The 18,920-nt window shown below is 57.5% G+C and carries 20 protein-coding genes; 4 read left to right on the forward strand and 16 right to left on the reverse strand.

Annotation, left to right across the window (positions count from 1 at the left end; all coding sequences use genetic code 11):
• Positions 1-7: 7 nt before the first annotated feature.
• The 10 genes from LL947_RS02250 to LL947_RS02295 form a co-directional block, all read right to left on the reverse strand.
• Complete coding sequence (locus tag LL947_RS02250) at positions 8-763, reverse strand: ATP-binding cassette domain-containing protein (RefSeq protein WP_290822290.1); 756 nt, start codon at positions 761-763, stop codon at positions 8-10.
• Entirely contained in the window at positions 757-1,806 is a 1,050-nt protein-coding gene (locus tag LL947_RS02255; RefSeq protein ID WP_499833807.1) for a FecCD family ABC transporter permease, read from the reverse strand. The genes LL947_RS02250 and LL947_RS02255 overlap by 7 nt, the downstream gene beginning before the upstream one ends.
• Positions 1,803-2,663, reverse strand: coding sequence for a heme/hemin ABC transporter substrate-binding protein (locus LL947_RS02260; RefSeq protein WP_499833808.1), 861 nt, complete (start codon positions 2,661-2,663; stop codon positions 1,803-1,805). Before LL947_RS02260 ends, LL947_RS02255 begins: the two co-directional genes overlap by 4 nt.
• On the reverse strand, positions 2,660-3,748 hold the full coding sequence (locus LL947_RS02265) for a ChuX/HutX family heme-like substrate-binding protein (protein WP_499833809.1): 1,089 nt from the start codon (positions 3,746-3,748) through the stop codon (positions 2,660-2,662). The genes LL947_RS02260 and LL947_RS02265 overlap by 4 nt, the downstream gene beginning before the upstream one ends.
• Positions 3,749-3,771: 23 nt before the next feature.
• Positions 3,772-5,790, reverse strand: a complete 2,019-nt coding sequence (locus LL947_RS02270) for a TonB-dependent receptor domain-containing protein (protein ID WP_499833810.1) — start codon at positions 5,788-5,790, stop codon at positions 3,772-3,774.
• A gap of 88 nt (positions 5,791-5,878) precedes the next feature.
• Positions 5,879-6,130 (reverse strand): hemin uptake protein HemP, encoded by a 252-nt coding sequence (gene hemP / locus LL947_RS02275; RefSeq protein ID WP_499833811.1) that lies wholly within the window; start codon positions 6,128-6,130, stop codon positions 5,879-5,881.
• 224 nt (positions 6,131-6,354) lie between these two features.
• On the reverse strand, positions 6,355-6,876 hold the full coding sequence (gene luxS, locus LL947_RS02280; protein ID WP_171701914.1) for an S-ribosylhomocysteine lyase: 522 nt from the start codon (positions 6,874-6,876) through the stop codon (positions 6,355-6,357).
• Positions 6,877-7,021: 145 nt separating this feature from the next.
• The gene (gene zigA / locus LL947_RS02285; protein WP_499833812.1) at positions 7,022-8,242 is read right to left on the reverse strand and encodes a zinc metallochaperone GTPase ZigA; all 1,221 of its coding nucleotides are present in this window, start codon (positions 8,240-8,242) and stop codon (positions 7,022-7,024) included.
• Positions 8,243-8,306: 64 nt separating this feature from the next.
• The gene (locus LL947_RS02290; protein WP_499833813.1) at positions 8,307-9,113 is read right to left on the reverse strand and encodes a metal ABC transporter permease; all 807 of its coding nucleotides are present in this window, start codon (positions 9,111-9,113) and stop codon (positions 8,307-8,309) included.
• Entirely contained in the window at positions 9,103-9,864 is a 762-nt protein-coding gene (locus tag LL947_RS02295; RefSeq protein WP_499833814.1) for an ATP-binding cassette domain-containing protein, read from the reverse strand. Before LL947_RS02295 ends, LL947_RS02290 begins: the two co-directional genes overlap by 11 nt.
• A 117-nt stretch (positions 9,865-9,981) precedes the next feature.
• Between LL947_RS02295 and LL947_RS02300 the strand changes: the two genes are divergently transcribed.
• The gene (locus tag LL947_RS02300; RefSeq protein WP_499833815.1) at positions 9,982-11,022 is read left to right on the forward strand and encodes a zinc ABC transporter substrate-binding protein; all 1,041 of its coding nucleotides are present in this window, start codon (positions 9,982-9,984) and stop codon (positions 11,020-11,022) included.
• Positions 11,023-11,104: 82 nt separating this feature from the next.
• On the opposite strand, the gene LL947_RS02305 is transcribed toward LL947_RS02300, so the two are convergent.
• Entirely contained in the window at positions 11,105-12,457 is a 1,353-nt protein-coding gene (locus LL947_RS02305; protein WP_499833816.1) for a TonB-dependent receptor, read from the reverse strand.
• A 232-nt stretch (positions 12,458-12,689) separates the two neighbouring features.
• On the opposite strand from LL947_RS02305, the gene LL947_RS02310 reads away from it, so the two are divergent.
• From LL947_RS02310 to LL947_RS02320, 3 genes are all read left to right on the forward strand, one after another.
• Complete coding sequence (locus LL947_RS02310) at positions 12,690-14,156, forward strand: dihydrolipoyl dehydrogenase (RefSeq protein WP_499833817.1); 1,467 nt, start codon at positions 12,690-12,692, stop codon at positions 14,154-14,156.
• A gap of 202 nt (positions 14,157-14,358) precedes the next feature.
• Positions 14,359-14,616: a type II toxin-antitoxin system Phd/YefM family antitoxin gene (locus LL947_RS02315; protein ID WP_404415933.1), complete on the forward strand. Its 258-nt coding sequence runs from the start codon at positions 14,359-14,361 to the stop codon at positions 14,614-14,616.
• On the forward strand, positions 14,604-14,906 hold the full coding sequence (locus LL947_RS02320; RefSeq protein ID WP_499833818.1) for a type II toxin-antitoxin system RelE/ParE family toxin: 303 nt from the start codon (positions 14,604-14,606) through the stop codon (positions 14,904-14,906). Before LL947_RS02315 ends, LL947_RS02320 begins: the two co-directional genes overlap by 13 nt.
• A 55-nt stretch (positions 14,907-14,961) precedes the next feature.
• Here LL947_RS02320 and LL947_RS02325 read toward each other — a convergent pair whose 3' ends face one another.
• The 5 genes from LL947_RS02325 to LL947_RS02345 form a co-directional block, all read right to left on the reverse strand.
• A complete protein-coding gene (locus LL947_RS02325; protein WP_499833819.1) occupies positions 14,962-15,234 on the reverse strand; it encodes a Txe/YoeB family addiction module toxin in 273 nt (90 codons plus the stop codon).
• Positions 15,235-15,248: 14 nt separating this feature from the next.
• On the reverse strand, positions 15,249-16,982 hold the full coding sequence (gene dauA, locus LL947_RS02330) for a C4-dicarboxylic acid transporter DauA (RefSeq protein ID WP_499833820.1): 1,734 nt from the start codon (positions 16,980-16,982) through the stop codon (positions 15,249-15,251).
• 103 nt (positions 16,983-17,085) lie between these two features.
• A complete protein-coding gene (locus LL947_RS02335; protein WP_499833821.1) occupies positions 17,086-17,775 on the reverse strand; it encodes a DUF3047 domain-containing protein in 690 nt (229 codons plus the stop codon).
• Between the two features lie 2 nt (positions 17,776-17,777).
• Positions 17,778-17,972 carry a zf-HC2 domain-containing protein gene (locus LL947_RS02340; RefSeq protein WP_499833822.1) on the reverse strand — a complete coding sequence of 65 codons (195 nt, stop codon included), beginning with the start codon at positions 17,970-17,972 and terminating at the stop codon, positions 17,778-17,780.
• Between the two features lie 30 nt (positions 17,973-18,002).
• Positions 18,003-18,590, reverse strand: a complete 588-nt coding sequence (locus tag LL947_RS02345) for a sigma-70 family RNA polymerase sigma factor (RefSeq protein ID WP_499833823.1) — start codon at positions 18,588-18,590, stop codon at positions 18,003-18,005.
• Between the last annotated feature and the right edge of the window lie 330 nt (positions 18,591-18,920).

Consider the following 18,920-nt stretch of genomic DNA (forward strand, 5'->3'; position numbering starts at 1 on the left):
ACCACTGTCAGGCTTTTAGCGCTAGTAGAGAGGAGTGCTCTCCGCTTACCTTCTGTAGCTGGGCGGCATAGGTTTGGGCAATTATCTTGGGTGTGAGTACCTCGGCCGGATTGCCCTGAGCGATGCGTCTGCCCTTGTGGAGTAGCCAGACGCGATCTGCAAAGATGTTGGCGAGATTGAGGTCATGCAGGACACAGATAATCGCCATCTGGTAGCGGCTGGCCCAGCGCCGCAACTGACGCATCAGGCGCTGCTGCTGGCCGATATCCAGAGCGCTTGTTGGCTCATCAAGCAGCAGCAGGCCACCGTCGTTGGTGAATTGCGTATGGCGAGAAAGCAGCTGGCAGGCGCCACGGGCAATCATTACTCGCTGACGTTCACCGCCTGAGAGTGATAACACCGAACGCCCGGCCAGATGGATCAGGTCCAGATCATCAAGTAGTTCTGCCAGCAGAGCCGCTCCGGGCGAACTGCCCAGGCTGACCAGTTCTTCTACCCGCCAGGCAAAGCCGGGTATTTCCTGCTGGGCGACCAAGGCGCGACGACTAGCCAGCGCCTCAATACGCCATTGAGTGAGTGGTTTGTCATCCAGGCAGATATATCCGCGTTCGCAGGGCCGAAAACCGGAAAGCAGGCTGAGCAAAGTGCTTTTGCCAGCACCATTGGGACCAACAATGGCCAGCAGCTCACCCGGGGTTATCTGATCCTCCAGAGGATGGAGGAAGGGCGCGCGCTCAAGCCCTGCTTGATGCAGTGTCAGCATATGGCACTCCGACGTATCAGCAGGTACAGAAAATAAGGGCCTCCGAGCAGGCTGGTCAACAAGCCCACGGGAATCTCGGCGGGCATGGCCAGAATGCGTGCCAGCGTATCGGCAATGACCAAAAGCAGAGCACCACCCAGCATGGAGGCGGGTATCAGCAGGCGATGCCCTGGCCCAAGCCATAGTCTCAGGCAGTGTGGCACCAGCAAACCCAGAAAGCCGATCACGCCGGTCAGTGCCACGCTTATACCAACCCCCAGAGAAGTAGCGATAATGATTCGCCTTTTAAGGCGTGGGGTGTCCAGTCCGGCGGCATGGGCAGTTGACTCGCCCAGTTGTAGCAGGTCAAGCTCCCCGGCGCTGCGCCACAGCCACCAAAGTCCCAACGGAACCAACACCAGCGCCAGACCAACGGTGCGCCATAGCGCCCCGGTCAATGTGCCCATTCCCCATAGGCTGATCTGACGTAGCTGTTCATCGCTGGCAATAAACGCCAATATGCCACCACCGGCGCCGGCCAGGGTATTGATGGCCAGTCCAGCCAGCAATAAGGTCATGACGGCACCACTGCTGCCCCCCTGACGGCGAGCAATGGCAAAAACAGTAAGGCACACCGCCGATGCCCCCAGAAATCCGGCAACAAACTGGCCATACAGGCTGGCGCCTGCCTGCGGTAGCGCCATTTCTTGCCCTACAACAATCCACAAGGCAACAAATAAACCCGCCCCACTGGCCAAGCCAAGGAGCGTCGGATCAGCAAGTGGGTTACGGAAAAGGCCCTGCATGGCCGCCCCACTGCCCGCCAGCATGGCGCCTACCAGCACGCCCAGCAATAGCCTTGGCAGGCGCAGTTGCCACCAGGCCTGGACGGCCATGGGGTCCAGCTCGCCGCTGAAGATTACCCAGGGTGAGATGCCTAGCGCACCGCTTGAGGCACCGGCCAGCAATGCCGCCACCAGCGCCAGGGTAAGCCCCCAGAGTATGCGTGACTGGCGACTCCGTAACCCCGATCGCCGGTAGCGATCAAGCGTCAGGGTATTCATGGCAAGGATGTCTCATCTGAAGAGAGCAAGGTATCCAGGGTGGCGCGTAGTTCAAGCAGTTGCTGCGGAGCACGTGGGCCAAACCCGAGCAGGGCCTGACCATCTACTAATACCAGGCGTTGATGCTTTGCTGCAGGTGTCAGTGCCATACCCGGTAGCGCCCAGAGGGCCTCCTCTCCGCCGATGGCCTCCAGGCCCTGCTGGGAAGCAATAATTATCTCCGGTGCCTGTCTGGCCAGCGCTTCGGCGCCAACTGCCTGATAACCCTGCATGCTGTCAAAGGCATTATGCAGGCCAACCGCTTCGAGCATGGTATGAGCGCCGGTATCCTGGCCGGCCATTCGCGGTGTCACGCCGCTATGACTGAGTACAAAGGCGGCCTGTGTGGTCGGCAAGGCGGGTTTATCATTGAGAGTGGCCAGCTGGTCTTCAAGTTGGTTTGCCAGTGTCTCACCTGCTTCAGGGCGATCGAGACGCTCGGCTACGTCGCGCACTTTGCCAGCAATGGCGCTTAGCTCATGGGGACTCGAGATGATGTCCAGGGATAACCCGACGGTTTCCAGCTGTTCGAGTACTTCTTCAGGGCCAGCGTACTGGTTGGTCAGGATACGGGTGGGAGAGAGTGACATTACGCTCTCTGCCGAAAGCTGGCGCAGGTAACCCACCGAAGGCAGTTCGGCCACCGATGGCGGATAAAGGCTGGTGTCGTCGCGGCCTACCAGGGGCGCATCGCCATTCAGTTCGGCCACAATAGCTGCAACATCACCCCCGATAACGACCCAACGCTCATCGGCTTGAGCAGGTGGAGCAAAGGCACACAGCCAGCTGATCACCACCAGCTTCCAGGACAGCTTCATGCGACGGCCTCCTGACGTGTAAGTGTGGTTAACAGATTACGCCATGCTGAGCGCTCAGGGCGGCCCTCCTGGCGTTCAGCATAAATCTGCAGCACCAGGTCACCCCTTTTATCAAAGGCTTCCACGCTGGTAACACCCCCATCGCGATTGGGTTTTTCCACCACCCATACAGAAGTTACGGCCTGATCATCCAGATGCAGGGTGAAACAGTCGCCGAACAGGTTCAGCCAGCCTCCGGCCCGTAATGGTGTAGGTAAGGTGCCGGTTCGGATCTGCACGCAGCCCTGACTGGCGACGAAGAGCATGATCGGAAGTGTCTGTTGGCTGGCCTGACGCAGCAGGCTTTCCAGCGTATGTACCGGCAATGCCTGGGTGAAGCTGCCCTGCATCAGGGTATTGGCCTCCAAGCGACGCAGCTGATGGCGTTTAAGCAGGCTAAAGAACTGATGAACGTCCGTCATGGCCGCCCACTCTCTGGCCAGTGTGGGCGCTTCGGGCAAGGGTCTGGTGGGTGGTTGAGCGGACTGGGTAAAAGCCGGTGTATCCAGCGTGCCTTCCTGGCGCAGCGTCTCCCAACTGTCAGGGAGCGTCTGCGATTGCGCGGTTGCCCCTTTGGCAAACACCTTATGCACGGCCTGGCCGTGCTGATTGAAAACCTGCAGGCTCCAGCGTGCCGCGGGTACGGCACCTTTATTCGGCGCATCGTTTTTATCGGGCATGGGATCGCGAATCAGGCATATCCAGTACCAGTGGCTATACATCAGGCGCAGATCCAGGCCGCCGGGATCAAGTAATAGCCCGGCATGCTGGCTGCCACCGAGAGGTGGATAGGTGCCGTTCTGTTCAAGTACTGCCAGCGACGAGCGAGTCAGACACTTCACGTTTCCCAAGGTGTGAAAGCGAGCAGCCATTTCGCTCGGCGCCAGGGGTAGCGTCCAGACATCGCGTCCAATTCTGGCGGCCTGTAGTTCCCCTTCACTGATCCCCAGTTGCTCGGCAATGCCAATGGCATTGGTGCGAGGGTTAACTCGCCTTGCGGCGTCAAAAGCCTCGATAATGGCGGTGGTCTGCGCGAGTGAGGTCATACTGAAACTCCTTTAAAGGGCAGTTACCACTGCCAATGCAGGCTGGTGAGAATGCTGCGGCCATCGCCCAGGCTGCCATCCGGGCGGTACCAGACCTTATCGGTGACGTTGGCCAGCCTGAGAGAGGCGTCAAGCGCCGGAAGAATCTGCCAGTTCAGGTTCAGGTCGTGGCGACCATAGCCCGGCAGGCGTTGATCAGCTCCGGCTTTGTCATAGGCGGTGGCAAAGCGACTCTGCCAACCCAGACGAACAGCATCACCGGCAACATCAATGCTTCCACCCAAGGTGAGCTCCAGCGGAGTTTGGCTGCCTAATGGAGCGCCATTGTCACGATCCTTGCCGGAAACTTCCGAAATACCCAGCTGGGCCTGCCAGGGTTGCTGATCGGGTTGCCAGCGGGCACGTGCATCAAAGCCCCATAGTTGAGCGCTGCTGACATTGACAGCTTGAGTGATACCCGCTCGCAGATCGACGCTGGAATCTATGAAGTCATCAGCGCGGGTGTCAAAGTAGCTGGCGCTCAGTTGCCAGTTCGGCAACTGCCAGACAAGGCCAGTTTCCCAGGTACGGCTGGTTTCCGGATCCAGAGAGGGGTTGGGCACCCAGAAGTTGTCCGGTATGCAGCGACCGGGCCCCATGCAGAAGCCGCTAAAGTGGCGTTCGCTGGCGTAGAGCTCTGTCAGGGATGGAGCACGAAAGGCTTCGGCATAGCCTGAATACAGCATGACACCGTCATTGGGGCGCCAAGCCAGCCGGATGCGTGGCGAGACCCGATCATGGTCACTGCTCTGCTGGCCCTGACCACTGGCATCATAGTGGTCGTAGCGTGCTCCCAGGCCAAGATCAATTTCGCCTGAACCTCCCTCGCTTATAAAGCGTCCCGTGGTCAGGGTGTTATCCAGATAGAGTGCCTGGGTGTCGATATCCGCCTTGGGGAACCCATTGGCGTTGCCTGACGGGCGTTGGCGAGCCTGTTCCAGCTCAGCCCCGAATGCCAGCGTCTGACTCAGCCAGCCATGCTCAAGACGATGATAGCCGTCACTCTGCAGGCCGATGCGTTCAAGCTCACGGCTGGCCAATGGTTCCTCTATCTGCTGACGGCTCAGGCTGGCGCGGGTGGTAATCTCGCTTGTGATGCTGGGTGACCAGCGATGCCCCAGCTGTGCATTATGGCTTTCCACCTCGCGTGGGCGTAACGGGTTACTCTCGGTCACTTCCAATTGTTGAGGATTGGCCGGCTGGGTCGTGTCTTCATTATAGTATTGCCACTGGGTAAACCAGCGGTGATCAGCATCGGGCTCCCACCCCCCTTTAAGCAGCAGGCTGTCAAGGCGGGCATCATCTTCGGCTTCCTGGCCGCCGGCACGCCGAATGTCCCCGGATTCGCTGCGCCCCAGCGAGACAAGACCGTCCCATTGGCCCTGTTCTGTCTGCTGTTTACCGAATGCTGTCAGCGCAGCACGTCCTTCTGCGTTTGCCGTTGCGCCTCCCAGGGAAAGCCGTATGCCCTGTTGTTGTCCAGGGGCGAGAAGATCCTCGGCGTCTACTGTTGTAAAGCTGATGACGCCGCCCATGGCATTGCTGCCGTAAAGGCTGGAAAGAGCGCCACGCGCCACCTGCACTTCCCGCAGTAATCCCGGGTCAACAAAAAAGTTGCCTATATGGCCGGTATTGATGTCCTGACGAATGCCGTCCACGCGCACCAGCACGCCATCGCTGCCAAAGCCGCGCATGCTGAGCGTCTGGCCGTTGCGCCGCCCTTGCCCGGCAATATGCAGGCCGGGCTGCTGGCTGAAGACATCTTCAATCCGGCTCGCCGTTGCAAGTTCAGGGTCATGGCGGTCGATGACATCAATGATCAGCGGCGAACGGGAAAAGTCCGTTGGGGCGCGAGTGCCGGTGACGGTCACTGTATCAAGCGGCGACTGTGCTGAGGTAGAGACCGAATTGGCGTTGTTCTGTGCCTGGGCTGGGTGGCTCAGCACGCAAATGGCCAGGGTCAGCGGTGTCAGAAGATAAGAGGGAAGCGATATCGTTTTCATGGGCCAGACGCTCAACCTTGTCAAGGTGTGATTCTGCTTGGCTGGCTGAGCCCTGAAGGCTTGGCTGGCTAGTGCACTGAGTGTGGGTTCAAGTAGTTAAAATCAGTTTTCCGCTCTTGGTGCGGCGCAATATATAGCGTTTCTGTTGATGACGAATGATCCGTTGCCCATTGCTGTCGAGCAGATCTTCGCTACGAATTTCGGCACAACGGTCATCAGAGAAGCGATTCCTTGATGTGCAGTCGCTGGATGGATGAGGAGAAGATGTATCCATATCAAATGAGATTAAACCTCCTACGTTAATGATAAACATTATCATTAAAATAGCAAGGGTTGCCATCCGATTCAATAGCTGGGGTCAAACAGAGAATGGGAAAAGTTCCCGTAAGGACCACAAGGGTCTGCTTTCAACGCAGGTTCAGGTGTTAATAAGAAGCTCAGAGCCACCAGGCTCAAGAGGGCATTTCAAGACCCGGTTAATGGCGTATTCACGCTAAAGTAAAGCTGCCGCAGCCCTGATAGGGCTGCGGCAGCGAAATGACGCTTCAATAAAAAGACCAGGGATCAGGCGTGGTTGCCCAGCGCCTTGAGCTGTTCGGGACTCATGGCCAGGTCTTCGTTGTGATTAACACCAATGCCATGATCAATGATGCTCTGGGCAATCTGCTGGGCTTCGTCCAGTGAGTGCATGGTATAGGTGCCGCACTGGTACTCGTTCAGCTCAGGAATATCTTCCATACGCTTGACGTTAAGAACATCCTGCATGGAAGCGATCCAGGCGTCAGCAACGTCCTGCTCGCTCGGGGTGCCCAGCAGGCTCATATAGAAGCCGGTGCGGCAGCCCATCGGCGAGATATCAATGATCTCGATGCCGTCACCGTTGAGGTGCTCGCGCATGAAGCCAGCGAACAGGTGCTCCAGCGTATGAATACCCTTTTCGCCCATGATGTCCTTGTTCGGCTTGTTGAAACGCAGATCAAAGACCGTGATGGTGTCACCGGAGGGCGATTGCATGGTCTTGGCCACGCGAACTGCCGGGGCTTCCATAATGGTGTGGTCTACGGTAAAGCTGTCGAGAAGAGGCATAGTAACTCCTGCTGTTCAGGAAGTGAGTGCGGCTGAATGTGCCGCACCTTGTGATCACTTTAGAGTTTAACAGACCGCCTCGTGATTGGCACAACGGCCTTGCATAAGATAGGGGCCACCAACAGCTCTTTATGTTCCGCAGAGCCTACTCCCAGGCGGGGAAGGGGTCAGCCAGTTCGCGCCAGCTTTCCATCCCTTCCAGCAGTTCTTTCTCGCTGAGCAGACAGTTGTTAAGTGCCTGCTGCATTCTTTGCGTATCCATGTCCTGGCCGATAAAGACCAGTTCCTGGCGCATATCGCCAAAGGGTTCCTGCCATTTTTCCATGATGTAGCCGCGGTATTCGGGGTCATCCGGCCAATTGCTTTCAGGCACCGCCTTCCAGAATACGCCTGCGGGGGCGTAATGGGCGATACCGCCGGCCTGGCTCCACTGCCCGGCAATCTGCGGGCGGGTGGCCAGCCAGAAAAAGCCCTTGGAGCGCAACAAACCCTCTCCGAACCAGTCCTGATGCAGCAGGTCGTGGAACTTCTGCGGGTGAAAAGGGCGGCGGGCGTGAAAGGCAAAGCTGGATATACCGTATTCCTCGGTTTCCGGGACATGTTCGCCGCGCATCTCCTTGAGCCAGCCCGGCGCCAGCTGTGCCTTTTCAAAGCTGAAACGGCCGGTAGCCAGCACTTTATCCAGCGGTACCTGGCCCTGGGTAATAGGCACGATCTCGGCATCCGGGTTGAGCGAGCTCAGGATGGCCTTGAGGGTAGAGAGTTCACTGTCAGTGATCAGGTCAGTCTTGCTGACCAGCAGCACATCACAGAATTCGATCTGGTCAACCAGCAGGTCAGCCACGTTACGTTCGTCGTCTTCCCCCAGGCTTTCGCCAGCCTCCGCCAGGCTTTGAGCTTCGCGGTACAGGTTCAGGAAATTGGCCCCATCCACCACGGTGACCATGGTATCCAGGCGCGCCACCTGGGACAGGCTTTGGCCATCTTCACCTTCAAAGGTGAAAGTTTCCGCGACGGGCAGTGGCTCAGAGATGCCGGTGGATTCGATCACCAGGTAATCAAAGCGGCCCTCCCTGGCCAGCTGGTTAACCTCGATCAGCAAATCTTCGCGCAGGGTGCAGCAGATGCAGCCGTTGCTCATTTCCACCAGCTGTTCTTCACGCCGGTTCAGGGTGACGTCCTGCTCGCTTCCGGCGTTGCCACGAACCAGAGCGGCGTCGATATTGACCTCACTCATATCATTGACGATCACCGCTACCCGTAGGTCTTCGCGGTTAGCGAGAATATGGTTGAGCACCGTGGTTTTACCGGCTCCCAGAAAGCCGGAAAGGACAGTCACGGGGAGCGGGTTAACGATATCGGTCATGGTATTGGAACCTTATAATAGTCAGCTTGATATGAAGTTAATAAGAGGATGGTGCTGGGCGCGTTCAGCGTTGGCGGGCCAGGCGCTGCCAGCCTTGGGATGCCAGGGTGCTGATCACAAAAAACGCGGCGGCCAGCGACACTATGGTCGGCCCTGTCGGGGTATCAAAGGTATAGGCCGCGCCTAGCCCGCCAGTGGTCGCGGCCATGGCCACCAGGGCGGCAAGCAGCGCCATCTGTTCCGGGGTGCGGCTGAAAGGTCGCGCTGTTGCCGCGGGAATAATCAGCAATGCGGCTATTAACAGCGCCCCGACTACCTTGAGGGCAACGGCCACCACGATGGCCAGCGCCACGGTCAGCACCAGCTGCTCGCGGTGCGGGTTGATATGGCTGGCATGGGCGAGTTCTTCATTCAAGGTGGCGGTTAACAGCGCCTGCCAGCGCCATACCATCAGGCCGATGACCAGAACGGCCCCGGACCAGATAATCGCAAGATCGCTTTTCCCCACCGCGAGAATGTCGCCAAACAGATAGGCGTGGAGGTCAATGCGCACGCCGGAAACAAAGGAGACGGCGACCAGCCCGATGGCCAGGGCGGAATGTGCCATTACCCCCAGCAGGGTATCCATGGCATAGCCTTTGCCGCTTAAGGTGGAGACACAGAATGCCATGAGCAGGGCAATGCCAATCACACCGGCAAAAATGGAGATATTCCACAGCAGGGCCAGGGCGACCCCCAGAATGGAGGCATGGGCGGTGGCATCGCCGAAATAGGCCATCCGCCGCCAGACCACAAAACATCCCAGCGGCGCGGCGGCTAACCCAACGCCAAGCCCTGCCAGCGTCGCACGCCACATAAAATCATCCAGCATGGCGCAGTGTCTCCTCATCGTGATGGCCTGCGTGTTGATGACGATAGAAGGCCAGTGTGCTGGCCGTCTGGTCGCCGAAAAGCGCCTGGTATTGGGGTGACGAGGCCACTCTTTCCGGCTGACCTTCACAGCAGATATGCCCGTTCAGGCAGATCACGTGGTCCGCCGTGCGCATAACCACATGCAGATCATGACTGACCATCAAGACTGCGCATTGGGAGCGCTGGCGAATCTGCTCAATACGCTGATAGAACTCGGCAACGCCTCTGTGATCCAGCCCCTGAGTGGCTTCATCCAGCAATAAAAGCGATGGGCGTGACAGCAGGGCGCGCGCCAGTAACACCCGTTGTAGCTGGCCGCCAGAAAGATGATTCATGGCCGCATTGAGCAGATGTTCGGCCCCCGCCTGTTCCAGCGCCTCGCCAATCTCATGGCTGGCATGCCGCTTAGGCAGGTTGATGAAACGACGCACCGTCATCGGGAAGGTGGGGTCCAGATGCAGGCGTTGGGGCACATAGCCAACGCTCAGATCGGGTGAGCGGATGATGCGGCCAGCAGACGGTTTGATGGCGCCTATCAGCGTCTTGACCAGGGTGGATTTGCCGGAGCCGTTGGGGCCAATCAGGGTCACAATCCGCCCAGGCCGTAGAACCAGGTTGATATTATCCAGAACAGGCTGTTGGCCAAACCGAACGGTCAGCTGCTCGGTTGTCAGCAGGGCAGGACCTGTTGAGGATAGACGCGAAAACATAACAAACTCCGATTTGATTTATTGTTATGTTATAACATATTTTGTGTGGGCGCCAAGCGTTAACCGATGCAGCTAAATAAAACAGCTAAACGAATCAACCTGAAAGGAGTGCTTTGAATGAATAAACCGTTTGCCCGTTTGGCATTGCCGCTGATGCTGGGGTTTCCATTGACGGCGTTAGCCGATGTGCCAAACGTTGCCGTGGATATTCCGCCAGTACATTCGCTGGTCAGCAAGGTGATGGGGGAGCTGGGAGAGCCTGAGCTGTTCATGCAGCAGGGGGCGTCACCGCATGGTTATTCGCTGCGCCCTTCGGAGGCGCAAACGCTGGATAACGCTGAGCTTGTGATCTGGGTCAGCAATGATCTGACGCCATGGCTTTCAAGCCCGCTGGCATCCTTGGCCTCTGATGCTGCGCATCTGGAACTGATGGCTCTGGACGAGACCCAGGTGCTGAACTATCGCGACCGGTCGGTAGCGCTTATGGCAGCGCACGACGACCATGATGACCACGACCACGACCACGACCACGACCACGACCACGACCACGACCACGACCACGACCACGACCACGACCACGACCATCATGATCATCACAACGATGGTGATCATGATCACCACAACCATCATCATGAGGGGGCAGACCCCCATGGTTGGCTGGATCCGGAAAATGCGCGACTCTGGCTGGATGCCATTGCCCGCCGTTTAAGCATGCTGGACCCGGAAAATGCCGAGACCTATCAAGCGAACGCCTCTCAAGCTCAGGCCGAGTTGACGGAACTGCAGAGGACGCTGGAAGAGCAGTTTGCTGAGCAGCCCACGCCGCGTTTTGTGGTCTTCCATGATGCCTACCAGTATTTTGAGCAGCGTTTTGATGTGCCCTCGGAAGGTGCGATTTCACTGGGCGATGCCTCCGACCCTAGCCCGGCACGTATTGAAGCGCTCCAGCAACATGTGCGCGAAAATGCTATTCAGTGCGTGTTCAGTGAGCCGCAGTTCAACTCAGCGATGGTGGAAAATGTCTTCACTGATACCCCCGCCGTGATGGGCGTGATCGACCCTCTAGGCGTTGAATTGCCGCTTGGGCCAACTTTGTACGATCAGTTGCTGCGCCAGTTGGCCGATGCGTTAGAACAATGCAGCGCTCAGCAGGATTAAGATCCAAGCAGTAAGAGCGAAACAGGGCGGCACCTAATGGTGTCGCCCTGTGGTTTTTGTTATTCGGGTATCAAAGGATTCATCAGTGATTGTGCCCGGCATGGCTGCCAAAAGTAGCGTTGAACTGCAGCATGCCTACCCAGCTTTCTTCTTCACCGGCGTAGTCTTCCTGGGTAACCTGGGCGCGCACGAACATATCATCACGCAGATGCCAGGTGACCTGGCCGCTGTGGCGCCAGCTAACCTCTTCCGACACGATAGCGGTGGGGTGCGTGCCCATAACGCGATTGCTCATCCCAAGTGCTTCCGTACGCAAGCCCATTTCCCAGCGTGGCGCGATGCCATAGGTAGTTTCCAGGTAGGCACCATCCTGCTGTTCGGTATGAGATTCGCGGGAGTGAAAGTGGTCATGGTGCTGAACATATTCACGTAGATCCCGCTCGGTATAAAAATACTCACCGCCCAACTCCCAGTCACCCTCAACACCTGGCTGGCCGCCATCTCGCTGATAGCGTGCATCCAGGCCGGCAAACCAGTTGTCACCCTCGGCGGTGTGAGCATGGTGGCCATGGTCATCCACGCGTACAAACTGACGATTATAGCCTGCTGACATGCCTAGGTTCAGAGTCTGCCCAGTGCCAATATCAGGTTGGAATTTGGCAAAAAGCGTACTAACTCGCGGGCCGCTTTCGCGTTCTTCATAGCCGCCTTCGCTAAACTGACTGAAACCTTCCCCTTCCCCTTGGAAAAGCTCACCACCCAGCTGTACTTCAGCGCTGGGCGCCCAGGTAAGCTGTACACCGGTATCCAGCAGGCCGTGCTCACCGAGAATATGCTGGTTAACTAAGGGGCGCTCGATAAAGTCCCAGGCATGGGGATGTTGGCTGTTCATATAGCCCACGTCAGACAGGAACTTACCGGCTTTGAGCGTTAAATTGGCAGGCAGTTGCCGTGTGCTCAGGTAGGCTTCTTCCAAAGCGATATCATCTTCGCTCAGAGAAATTACGGCAGTACCGTTCAGATAGTGGTTTTCTCCCTGAACCACTACTTCTGAATGACCCAGATTAAAGCCATCTTCCAGCGCGTGGCCGTGGCCTTCATGGCCATGATCGTCATGTCCGTGACCCTCGTGACCTCCATGACCAAAACCAGCGGGTGAATGTTCTTCCCCGGAAAAGCGGTTGTGGTAGATACCTTCTAAGGTCAGGGAAATATCCAGATCAACGCCCAAGGGGTTGTGGCTGCTTTCGGTGGCATGGTCGTGACTACCATGGTCGTGATTATCATGATCATGCTGACTATGCCCATGTGTTGAATGGTCGTGGCCTGCATGGTCGTGGCCTGCATGGTCATGTTGATGGTCAGCGGCCCAGACAGGGGGTGCCATCAATACCGCAGCAGCAATAGGGGCGAGGGTGAACAGGCGGCGAGACATTTAAAACTCCTAAGATATTGGAAATCAATAGAAAGGGTTGATTCAGAAGGGTGTTAAAGTTATGTGATAACATAACAATAATCAATAGGAGAGGGACACAAATCACACTTTTGTTTCCGCCGCGACTAACAGACCGGTCTTTATCTGCCAGCTTGTATATAAGGTTATAAGCTTGTATGTCATCCTTGGGCTAGCTTAATGTTGCCAAGGGTTTCCTGAAAGGAGGTTTGCCATGCAGAAACGTCATGTTGATGTTGCGGTGATCGGGGCGGGCAGTGCCGGGCTGAGCGCCTGGCATACGGCACGCAAGAGCGCCGATGATGTCCTGCTGATTGAAGCTGGTGAGTACGGCACCACCTGTGCGAAGGTGGGCTGCATGCCTTCCAAGCTGCTGATTGCCGCCGCTGATGCGGCCCATCGCGCCCGCCAAGCGGGCACCTTCGGCGTCAAGGTGGCCGAGGTCGACATTGACGGTGAGGCGGTGATGGCGCGGGTCAAAGGCGAACGCGATCGCTTTGTTGGCAGTGTTCTCAAGTCAATGAAGCGCATTCCAGAAGATCAGCGTCTGCGTGGCCATGCCCGCTTTATTCAGCCCCACACCCTGCAGGTGGATGATCACACTCAGGTGACTGCCAATGCCATCGTGATTGCCACTGGCTCGCGCGCCACCTGGCCGGGCTTTTTTGAAGCTGCAGAAGATCGCCTGATTATCAACGATGACGTTTTTGAGTGGGAGACCCTGCCTGAATCGGTGGCCGTCTTCGGCCCGGGGGTGATTGGCCTGGAGTTGGGTCAGGCACTGAGCCGCCTGGGCGTGCGCACCCGTACTTTCGGGGTGGGCGGAGCGATTGGGCCCTTGCAGTCAGACAAGGTTCGCGAGATAGCCGATGACCTGTTTAACGCCGAGTTCTACCTGGACCCGGACGCTGACGTACAGAAGATCGAGCGCAGCACCGAGGGGGTGACGCTGACCTTTGTTGAACGCACCACCGGCAAGGTGTTGACCGAAACCTTTGATTACCTGCTGGCGGCCACCGGACGGCAGCCCAATGTGGATAAGCTGGCGCTGGAAAATGCCGGGATTGAACTGAGTGAGCGCGGCCTGCCGGGCTTTAACCGCTTTACCATGCAGTGTGCCAACACAGATGGCAGCCCCAGCCATATCTTTATCGCCGGTGATGCCAACCAGGCAGTGCCGCTGCTGCATGAGGCGATAACCGAAGGCCAGATAGCCGCACGCAATGCCGCCAACCTGAACGACATCAAGGCAGGGCGGCGCAATGTGCCCCTGGCAATTGTGTTTACTGAACCACAAATGGCCAGCGTCGGGGATAGCCGTGCGACTCTGGAAGCACGTTTTGGCGGCTGCGATTGCATGGCCGAAGGCGGCGTATCTTTTGATGACCAGGGTCGTGCGCGTGTCATGGGTGAGAACCACGGCTATCTGGCACTCTATGCGGAACACGGTAGCGGCCAGTTTCTGGGCGCTGAAATGCTCGGGCCAAGGGTCGAGCATATGGCCCATCTGCTGGCCTGGGCCCTGGAACAGAAAATGACCGTGAGCGAGATGTTGGCAATGCCGTTTTACCACCCGGTATTGGAAGAAGGCCTGCGCTCTGGCCTGCGTGACCTGAATGCCAATCTTCAGCTAGGGCCAGCCATCAGTTCGCGCTGTATGGAATGTGGCCCTGGGGATTGATGGCAGGCGTTAGTTTTGGCCTTGTCCACCCAGCACTCCTAAAGCGTTGCGCAGCTGGGTGGCGTTGGGTCGGCTAATATTGTTAAACGCGCAGAGTGTTCATCCAATGTCAGAATGAGGGATTCAATCACTGTCACCTGTGATTGTCTCACTCACATAGTGATACTATAGTGCCACTATTGATGTGGATCTGGGTGAGCCCATGAAAGTTGAACTTGTTACAAATCTTAAGCGCCAAGCCACAAAAATCTTGGCAGACCTGCATATGTCTAAAGAGCCGGTTCTGATCACTGAACATGGCCAACCATCGGCTTACCTTGTTGATGTGCAGGATTACGAATTCATGCAGCGTCGACTTGAACTGCTTGAGGGGCTCGCACGGGGAGAGCGTGCTGTGCTTGAGGGAAGAACGTACAGCCAGAGTGAGGCCAGGGAGAAAATGAGTAAATGGCTGAAGTAGTCTGGACAGAGCCCGCCCTTCAGGCGTTGGAGTCCATCGCCGAGTACATTGCTCTGGATAATCCTGCTGCCGCCAGTCATTTGGTCCAGGAAGTGTTCGAGAAGACCGAACGTTTGGAGGATTTCCCCCAATCTGGGCGAAATCCTCCAGAACTACCTAAGTCAGTATACAGGGAGGTAGTGGTTGCACCGTGTCGCATATTTTATCGTGAGGACGGGCAGCGGGTTTTCATCCTCTATGTTATGCGAGAGGAGCGCCAGCTTCGTGCGTATATGATTGGCAACAGCTAACCAGGCGCGTCACTCGGATGCCTCCGCTTCGCAACGTCAACGTCACGCTTCGGTGTCACTGCTGATCGTAGTGTCCTCCAAGGGCGAAAATATAGATGGACGGGTCATCGAACCGGTAGATCAGCCTGTCCGTTTGTGAGATTCGTCTTGACCACAAGCCTGATAAGTGGTGTTCAAGTGGTTCAGGTTTGCCGGTGCCCGTGGATGGATCTCGAGACAGGAGCATTTCTTTCAATAGCTGACAGAGGGCTTTGTGCAGCTTTTTGTCTTTCTCGCGCATCCTCTCATAGGCTTCCCAGGTGTTGCCCTCAAATACCAGTGATCTCATTCATCTGCACATCATCAGCCCTGCCAGCGCCTGGCGACCTTGATGGCCTGGGCCATGTGCTGGCAATACAGGCGTTGGCCGGGCACTTTATGAATACCCGCGCGGCGCAGCTTGAGTATCATACGTGCCTTCAGGCCGACCAGAATCACCCCGACGTTATCCCGCGCCATATCATCCAGCAGCATTTCCAGCGCCATGATGCCGGTAACATCCATGCTGGGCACGTCGTGCATATCGAGAATCAGCGTTTTAATCGTCGGGTCTGCCACGCGCAATGACGCAAGCGCCTTTTCAGCGGCACCAAAAAACAGCGGGCCATCAATGTTGTACACCGCCACCCCGTCAGGCAGGGTCGCCAGGCTGATATCCCGGCGAGTATCGACCCGGTCACTTTGGGTCAGCAGCGCCATTCGGCGGATAAACAGCGCCGCTGCCAGGGCAATCCCGACGCCCACCGCTAATACCATATCGAAGATAACGGTCAGCCCGAAGCAGGTCACCAGAATGGCCACGTCATCAAAAGGGGCAGAACGCATGGTACGCACGAAATGGCGCGCTTCGCTCATGTTCCAGGCGATGATGAACAACAGCGCGGCAAGTGCGGCCATGGGTACCAGCCCCAGCACGCCGGCCAAGGCAATCACGGCGAGCAATACCACCAGCGCATGCACTACCGCCGCCAACGGTGAGCGGGCGCCGCTGCGGATGTTGGTGGCGGTGCGGGCAATGGCGGCGGTGGCGGTGATACCCCCAAACAGCGGCGCGACAAGGTTACCCAGCCCCTGGCCAACCAGTTCAGCATCCGGGTCGTGGCGGGTCTTGGTCAGGCCGTCGGCGACGACGGCACACAGTAATGACTCGATTGCCCCCAACATGGCAATCGCAAAGGCAGGGCCAATCAAGGCGCGAATCAGCTCGAAATTGACCTCCAGAGGCACGCCATCCGGCCCTGGCAGATGCCAAGGGGCCATCAGCACCGGCGCTACCGGCGGAATACCGCTGCCGGTGTTGCCGTTGATTTCCCAGCTAAAACGCGAGGCAATGGTGTCTATGCTGCCGCCGCCCAGCCACAGGTTCAGGCCATAGGCCGCCAGGGCGCCGACCACCAGGCCAATCATCGGGGCGGGAATCGGCAGATCAAGCCGTGGCCAGTAGAGCATGACGGCCAACGCGAAGACGCCCACGCCCAACTCCCACGGGTCAATACTTGACAGGGATTGAGCGATGATCGACAGGTTAGCGATAAAGTGTTCACCCAATTCACCCGTCTGCAGCCCCAGAAAGTCAGGAATCTGCAACACTGCAATCACCACGGCAATACCGGCGGTAAACCCCAGCACGACAGGGTAGGGCACAAACTGGATCAGCCGCCCCATGTGGGTGAGGCCCAGCACAATAAGGATAACGCCCGCCATCATCGAGGCAATCAGCAGGCCGCCCAGGCCAAACTGCTGAACGATAGGAAACAGGATGACCACAAAGGCAGCGGTGGGGCCGGAGACGTTGAAGCGGGCGCCACCGGTGAGGGCGATAATCGCCCCGGCAACAATGGCGGTATACAGGCCATGCTGAGGCGGCACCCCGGTGGCAATTGCCAGCGCCATGGATAACGGCACCGCCACCGTGCCAACGGTCAGCCCGGCCATGATGTCCTGACGCAAATCGGCGAGCCCATAGCCCGCCTGCCAGGCAGAACGCAGCCCGGTGGCAAGGGCGGGAAAGTGAAGCCTCAGCCTTCGGCGTGACATGGCAATGCTCCCATAACTACTTATTTAGCAGGTTAAGTGACTAACATAGCATTTAACCTGCTGGGCAGCATGCGTGTGGAACTAAGGTAAAAGGGCGAGCAGTCTAAAGAGTAGGGCAATCTGGCGGGTTTGAGTCGGCGGAGAAGATCAGGGTGCTGTATCGGGCGGTGGCATCGCCACCGGCGTTATCGCCATCGGTCATCAGCGCAACGCCATCAATGCTTGCCGGGCGTTCACCAAACAGCTGCTGATAGTCGGCCTGTACATCGCGCACCTCGGCTACCCATTGGCCCTGTTTCTGTTCACCGCTCTGCAGGGCCAGAAGCTGGGCGCGGTCGGTAAAGGCATTGGGCCAGGCGCTGCCTGCCGGTTGGTTGGATGACCAGACGTAATTCACGGATTCAACCTGCCAGGGTAACAGGCCTGTCTTGCGCGCCACGTAGACTCGAGCGGGGTAGTCATCGCCCGCCTTGGTGGTCTCATCCAGGCCAGGGTAGAGCGAATCGACCTGCCAGCACCATTTCAGGTAAGGCGTCTTTTCAAGATCAATCTCGCGCTCCAGGTACAGCGCCGAGGCCTGGCCGTTGGCGCTGGCCTGCAGGACTGCCCGCCCGTCTTTCTCGATGACCTGATAATCCGTTTCGCCTTCAAAACTTCGGGTCGGCCAGTTTTCCATATGGTAGGCAGAAAAGCGCTGATCCTCGCTGCCGATGGCGGGAGTGATGGCTACCGCCAGCCAGGGCAGCAGTAACCAGCGTAGCGCGGAAGACACTGACGTGCTTGAGGCAGGCATGGTTAGCTCCGTGATGAGGTGCCGTCGGTATCCGGCAGTATATCGCCCAAACTGTGAAGTAGCTCAAACTGCGATTCACAGCGTCGGCAGGCGCTGCACATCAGGGTATGCAGACGCAATTGCAGCTGTTCCCGGCGCGTTAGTGGGCGGTCGAGTTTCAGCGACATCAGCTTGGTCGCTTCGCGGCACATGATCATGATCGGCCCCCTTGGGTGATCCACCGACAGTTAATGGGCAAGCCAGCCTTTTTCAATACATTGACGCAGTTTCAGGCGCGCACGATGCAGGATGACCCAGCAATTGGTTTCCGTGACGCCGATTTCCTTACAGATCGCCTGTGTGGAAAGGCCCATAAATTCGCGCAGCGTGAACACGCGGGCAATATTTTCCGGCAGGGCAATCATGCAGGCGTCGAGGGCTTGCCAGAACTGGCGGTTCTCCAACACCCTATCCGGCTCACCCCAGGGCTGAGGGCGCGACGCCGCCTGCCAACGGCCACTGGCCTCGAAAGGAGCTTCCTGAAACAGCGCATCGAGGGCGTCATCCTGGGTCATACTGTCATCAAACTGCCAGTTGGCAAAACGCTTCTGCTGGCGCATGCGTTCAAGCATCTTGTTTTTGAGGATACCGAACACCCAGGTTTCAAAGGCTGAGCGGCCCTCGAAACTGGCATGCTTTTCGAACGCCACGACATAGGTATCCTGCACCACATCTTCAGCGGCAGCGGCGTCGCGCAGTTGCAGCCGGGCAAAGCTTAAAAGCCTGGGCCGCATCGCGGCAAGGTGATCCATCGGTGATGCTGTGACCTCAGTCATCGTGATTTAACTCCCTGTCTGACTTGCCGCATGGAAGGCCCTAGAAAGGGCGATGTGTGTCAATAGTGAAAGGGTACTTCAGGGGTTGGGGGCTGCATAGATAATTTACAGGTGTATTGTCAGCGCATGATGGCTTGAGTATGGAACAACTGTTACATAAATGACAAACCGGCATCCAGCACGTAAAAAGCAGGGGTAGGTGTAAGGAATCCGCTGGCGTCTTCACTGAGTAGCTATAAGCTTTCCTGTGCCACCTGCCACGGTAGCGATGGGCAATCGGGTTATCAGGGAACCTTTGATCAGGCGTTTCCGCATAGCGTTAACATGGGG

Origin of the sequence: Halomonas sp. BLK-85, assembly GCF_044792155.1 — a bacterium.
Classification (GTDB): domain Bacteria; phylum Pseudomonadota; class Gammaproteobacteria; order Pseudomonadales; family Halomonadaceae; genus Vreelandella.

What these genes read in the sequence shown, in the direction of transcription:
- zigA (WP_499833812.1), bottom strand. Translation starts at nt 8,242, where the DNA reads ATGACCGATATCGTTAACCCGCTCCCCGTGACTGTCCTTTCCGGCTTT.
- dauA (WP_499833820.1), bottom strand. Translation starts at nt 16,982, where the DNA reads ATGTCACGCCGAAGGCTGAGGCTTCACTTTCCCGCCCTTGCCACCGGG.
- LL947_RS02300 (WP_499833815.1), top strand. Translation starts at nt 9,982, where the DNA reads ATGAATAAACCGTTTGCCCGTTTGGCATTGCCGCTGATGCTGGGGTTT.
- LL947_RS02310 (WP_499833817.1), top strand. Translation starts at nt 12,690, where the DNA reads ATGCAGAAACGTCATGTTGATGTTGCGGTGATCGGGGCGGGCAGTGCC.
- LL947_RS02315 (WP_404415933.1), top strand. Translation starts at nt 14,359, where the DNA reads ATGAAAGTTGAACTTGTTACAAATCTTAAGCGCCAAGCCACAAAAATC.
- hemP (WP_499833811.1), bottom strand. Translation starts at nt 6,130, where the DNA reads ATGGCAACCCTTGCTATTTTAATGATAATGTTTATCATTAACGTAGGA.
- LL947_RS02265 (WP_499833809.1), bottom strand. Translation starts at nt 3,748, where the DNA reads ATGACCTCACTCGCGCAGACCACCGCCATTATCGAGGCTTTTGACGCC.
- LL947_RS02345 (WP_499833823.1), bottom strand. Translation starts at nt 18,590, where the DNA reads ATGACTGAGGTCACAGCATCACCGATGGATCACCTTGCCGCGATGCGG.
- LL947_RS02250 (WP_290822290.1), bottom strand. Translation starts at nt 763, where the DNA reads ATGCTGACACTGCATCAAGCAGGGCTTGAGCGCGCGCCCTTCCTCCAT.
- LL947_RS02295 (WP_499833814.1), bottom strand. Translation starts at nt 9,864, where the DNA reads ATGTTTTCGCGTCTATCCTCAACAGGTCCTGCCCTGCTGACAACCGAG.
- luxS (WP_171701914.1), bottom strand. Translation starts at nt 6,876, where the DNA reads ATGCCTCTTCTCGACAGCTTTACCGTAGACCACACCATTATGGAAGCC.
- LL947_RS02255 (WP_499833807.1), bottom strand. Translation starts at nt 1,806, where the DNA reads ATGAATACCCTGACGCTTGATCGCTACCGGCGATCGGGGTTACGGAGT.
- LL947_RS02270 (WP_499833810.1), bottom strand. Translation starts at nt 5,790, where the DNA reads ATGAAAACGATATCGCTTCCCTCTTATCTTCTGACACCGCTGACCCTG.
- LL947_RS02305 (WP_499833816.1), bottom strand. Translation starts at nt 12,457, where the DNA reads ATGTCTCGCCGCCTGTTCACCCTCGCCCCTATTGCTGCTGCGGTATTG.
- LL947_RS02260 (WP_499833808.1), bottom strand. Translation starts at nt 2,663, where the DNA reads ATGAAGCTGTCCTGGAAGCTGGTGGTGATCAGCTGGCTGTGTGCCTTT.
- LL947_RS02335 (WP_499833821.1), bottom strand. Translation starts at nt 17,775, where the DNA reads ATGCCTGCCTCAAGCACGTCAGTGTCTTCCGCGCTACGCTGGTTACTG.
- LL947_RS02325 (WP_499833819.1), bottom strand. Translation starts at nt 15,234, where the DNA reads ATGAGATCACTGGTATTTGAGGGCAACACCTGGGAAGCCTATGAGAGG.
- LL947_RS02290 (WP_499833813.1), bottom strand. Translation starts at nt 9,113, where the DNA reads ATGCTGGATGATTTTATGTGGCGTGCGACGCTGGCAGGGCTTGGCGTT.
- LL947_RS02340 (WP_499833822.1), bottom strand. Translation starts at nt 17,972, where the DNA reads ATGATCATGTGCCGCGAAGCGACCAAGCTGATGTCGCTGAAACTCGAC.
- LL947_RS02320 (WP_499833818.1), top strand. Translation starts at nt 14,604, where the DNA reads ATGGCTGAAGTAGTCTGGACAGAGCCCGCCCTTCAGGCGTTGGAGTCC.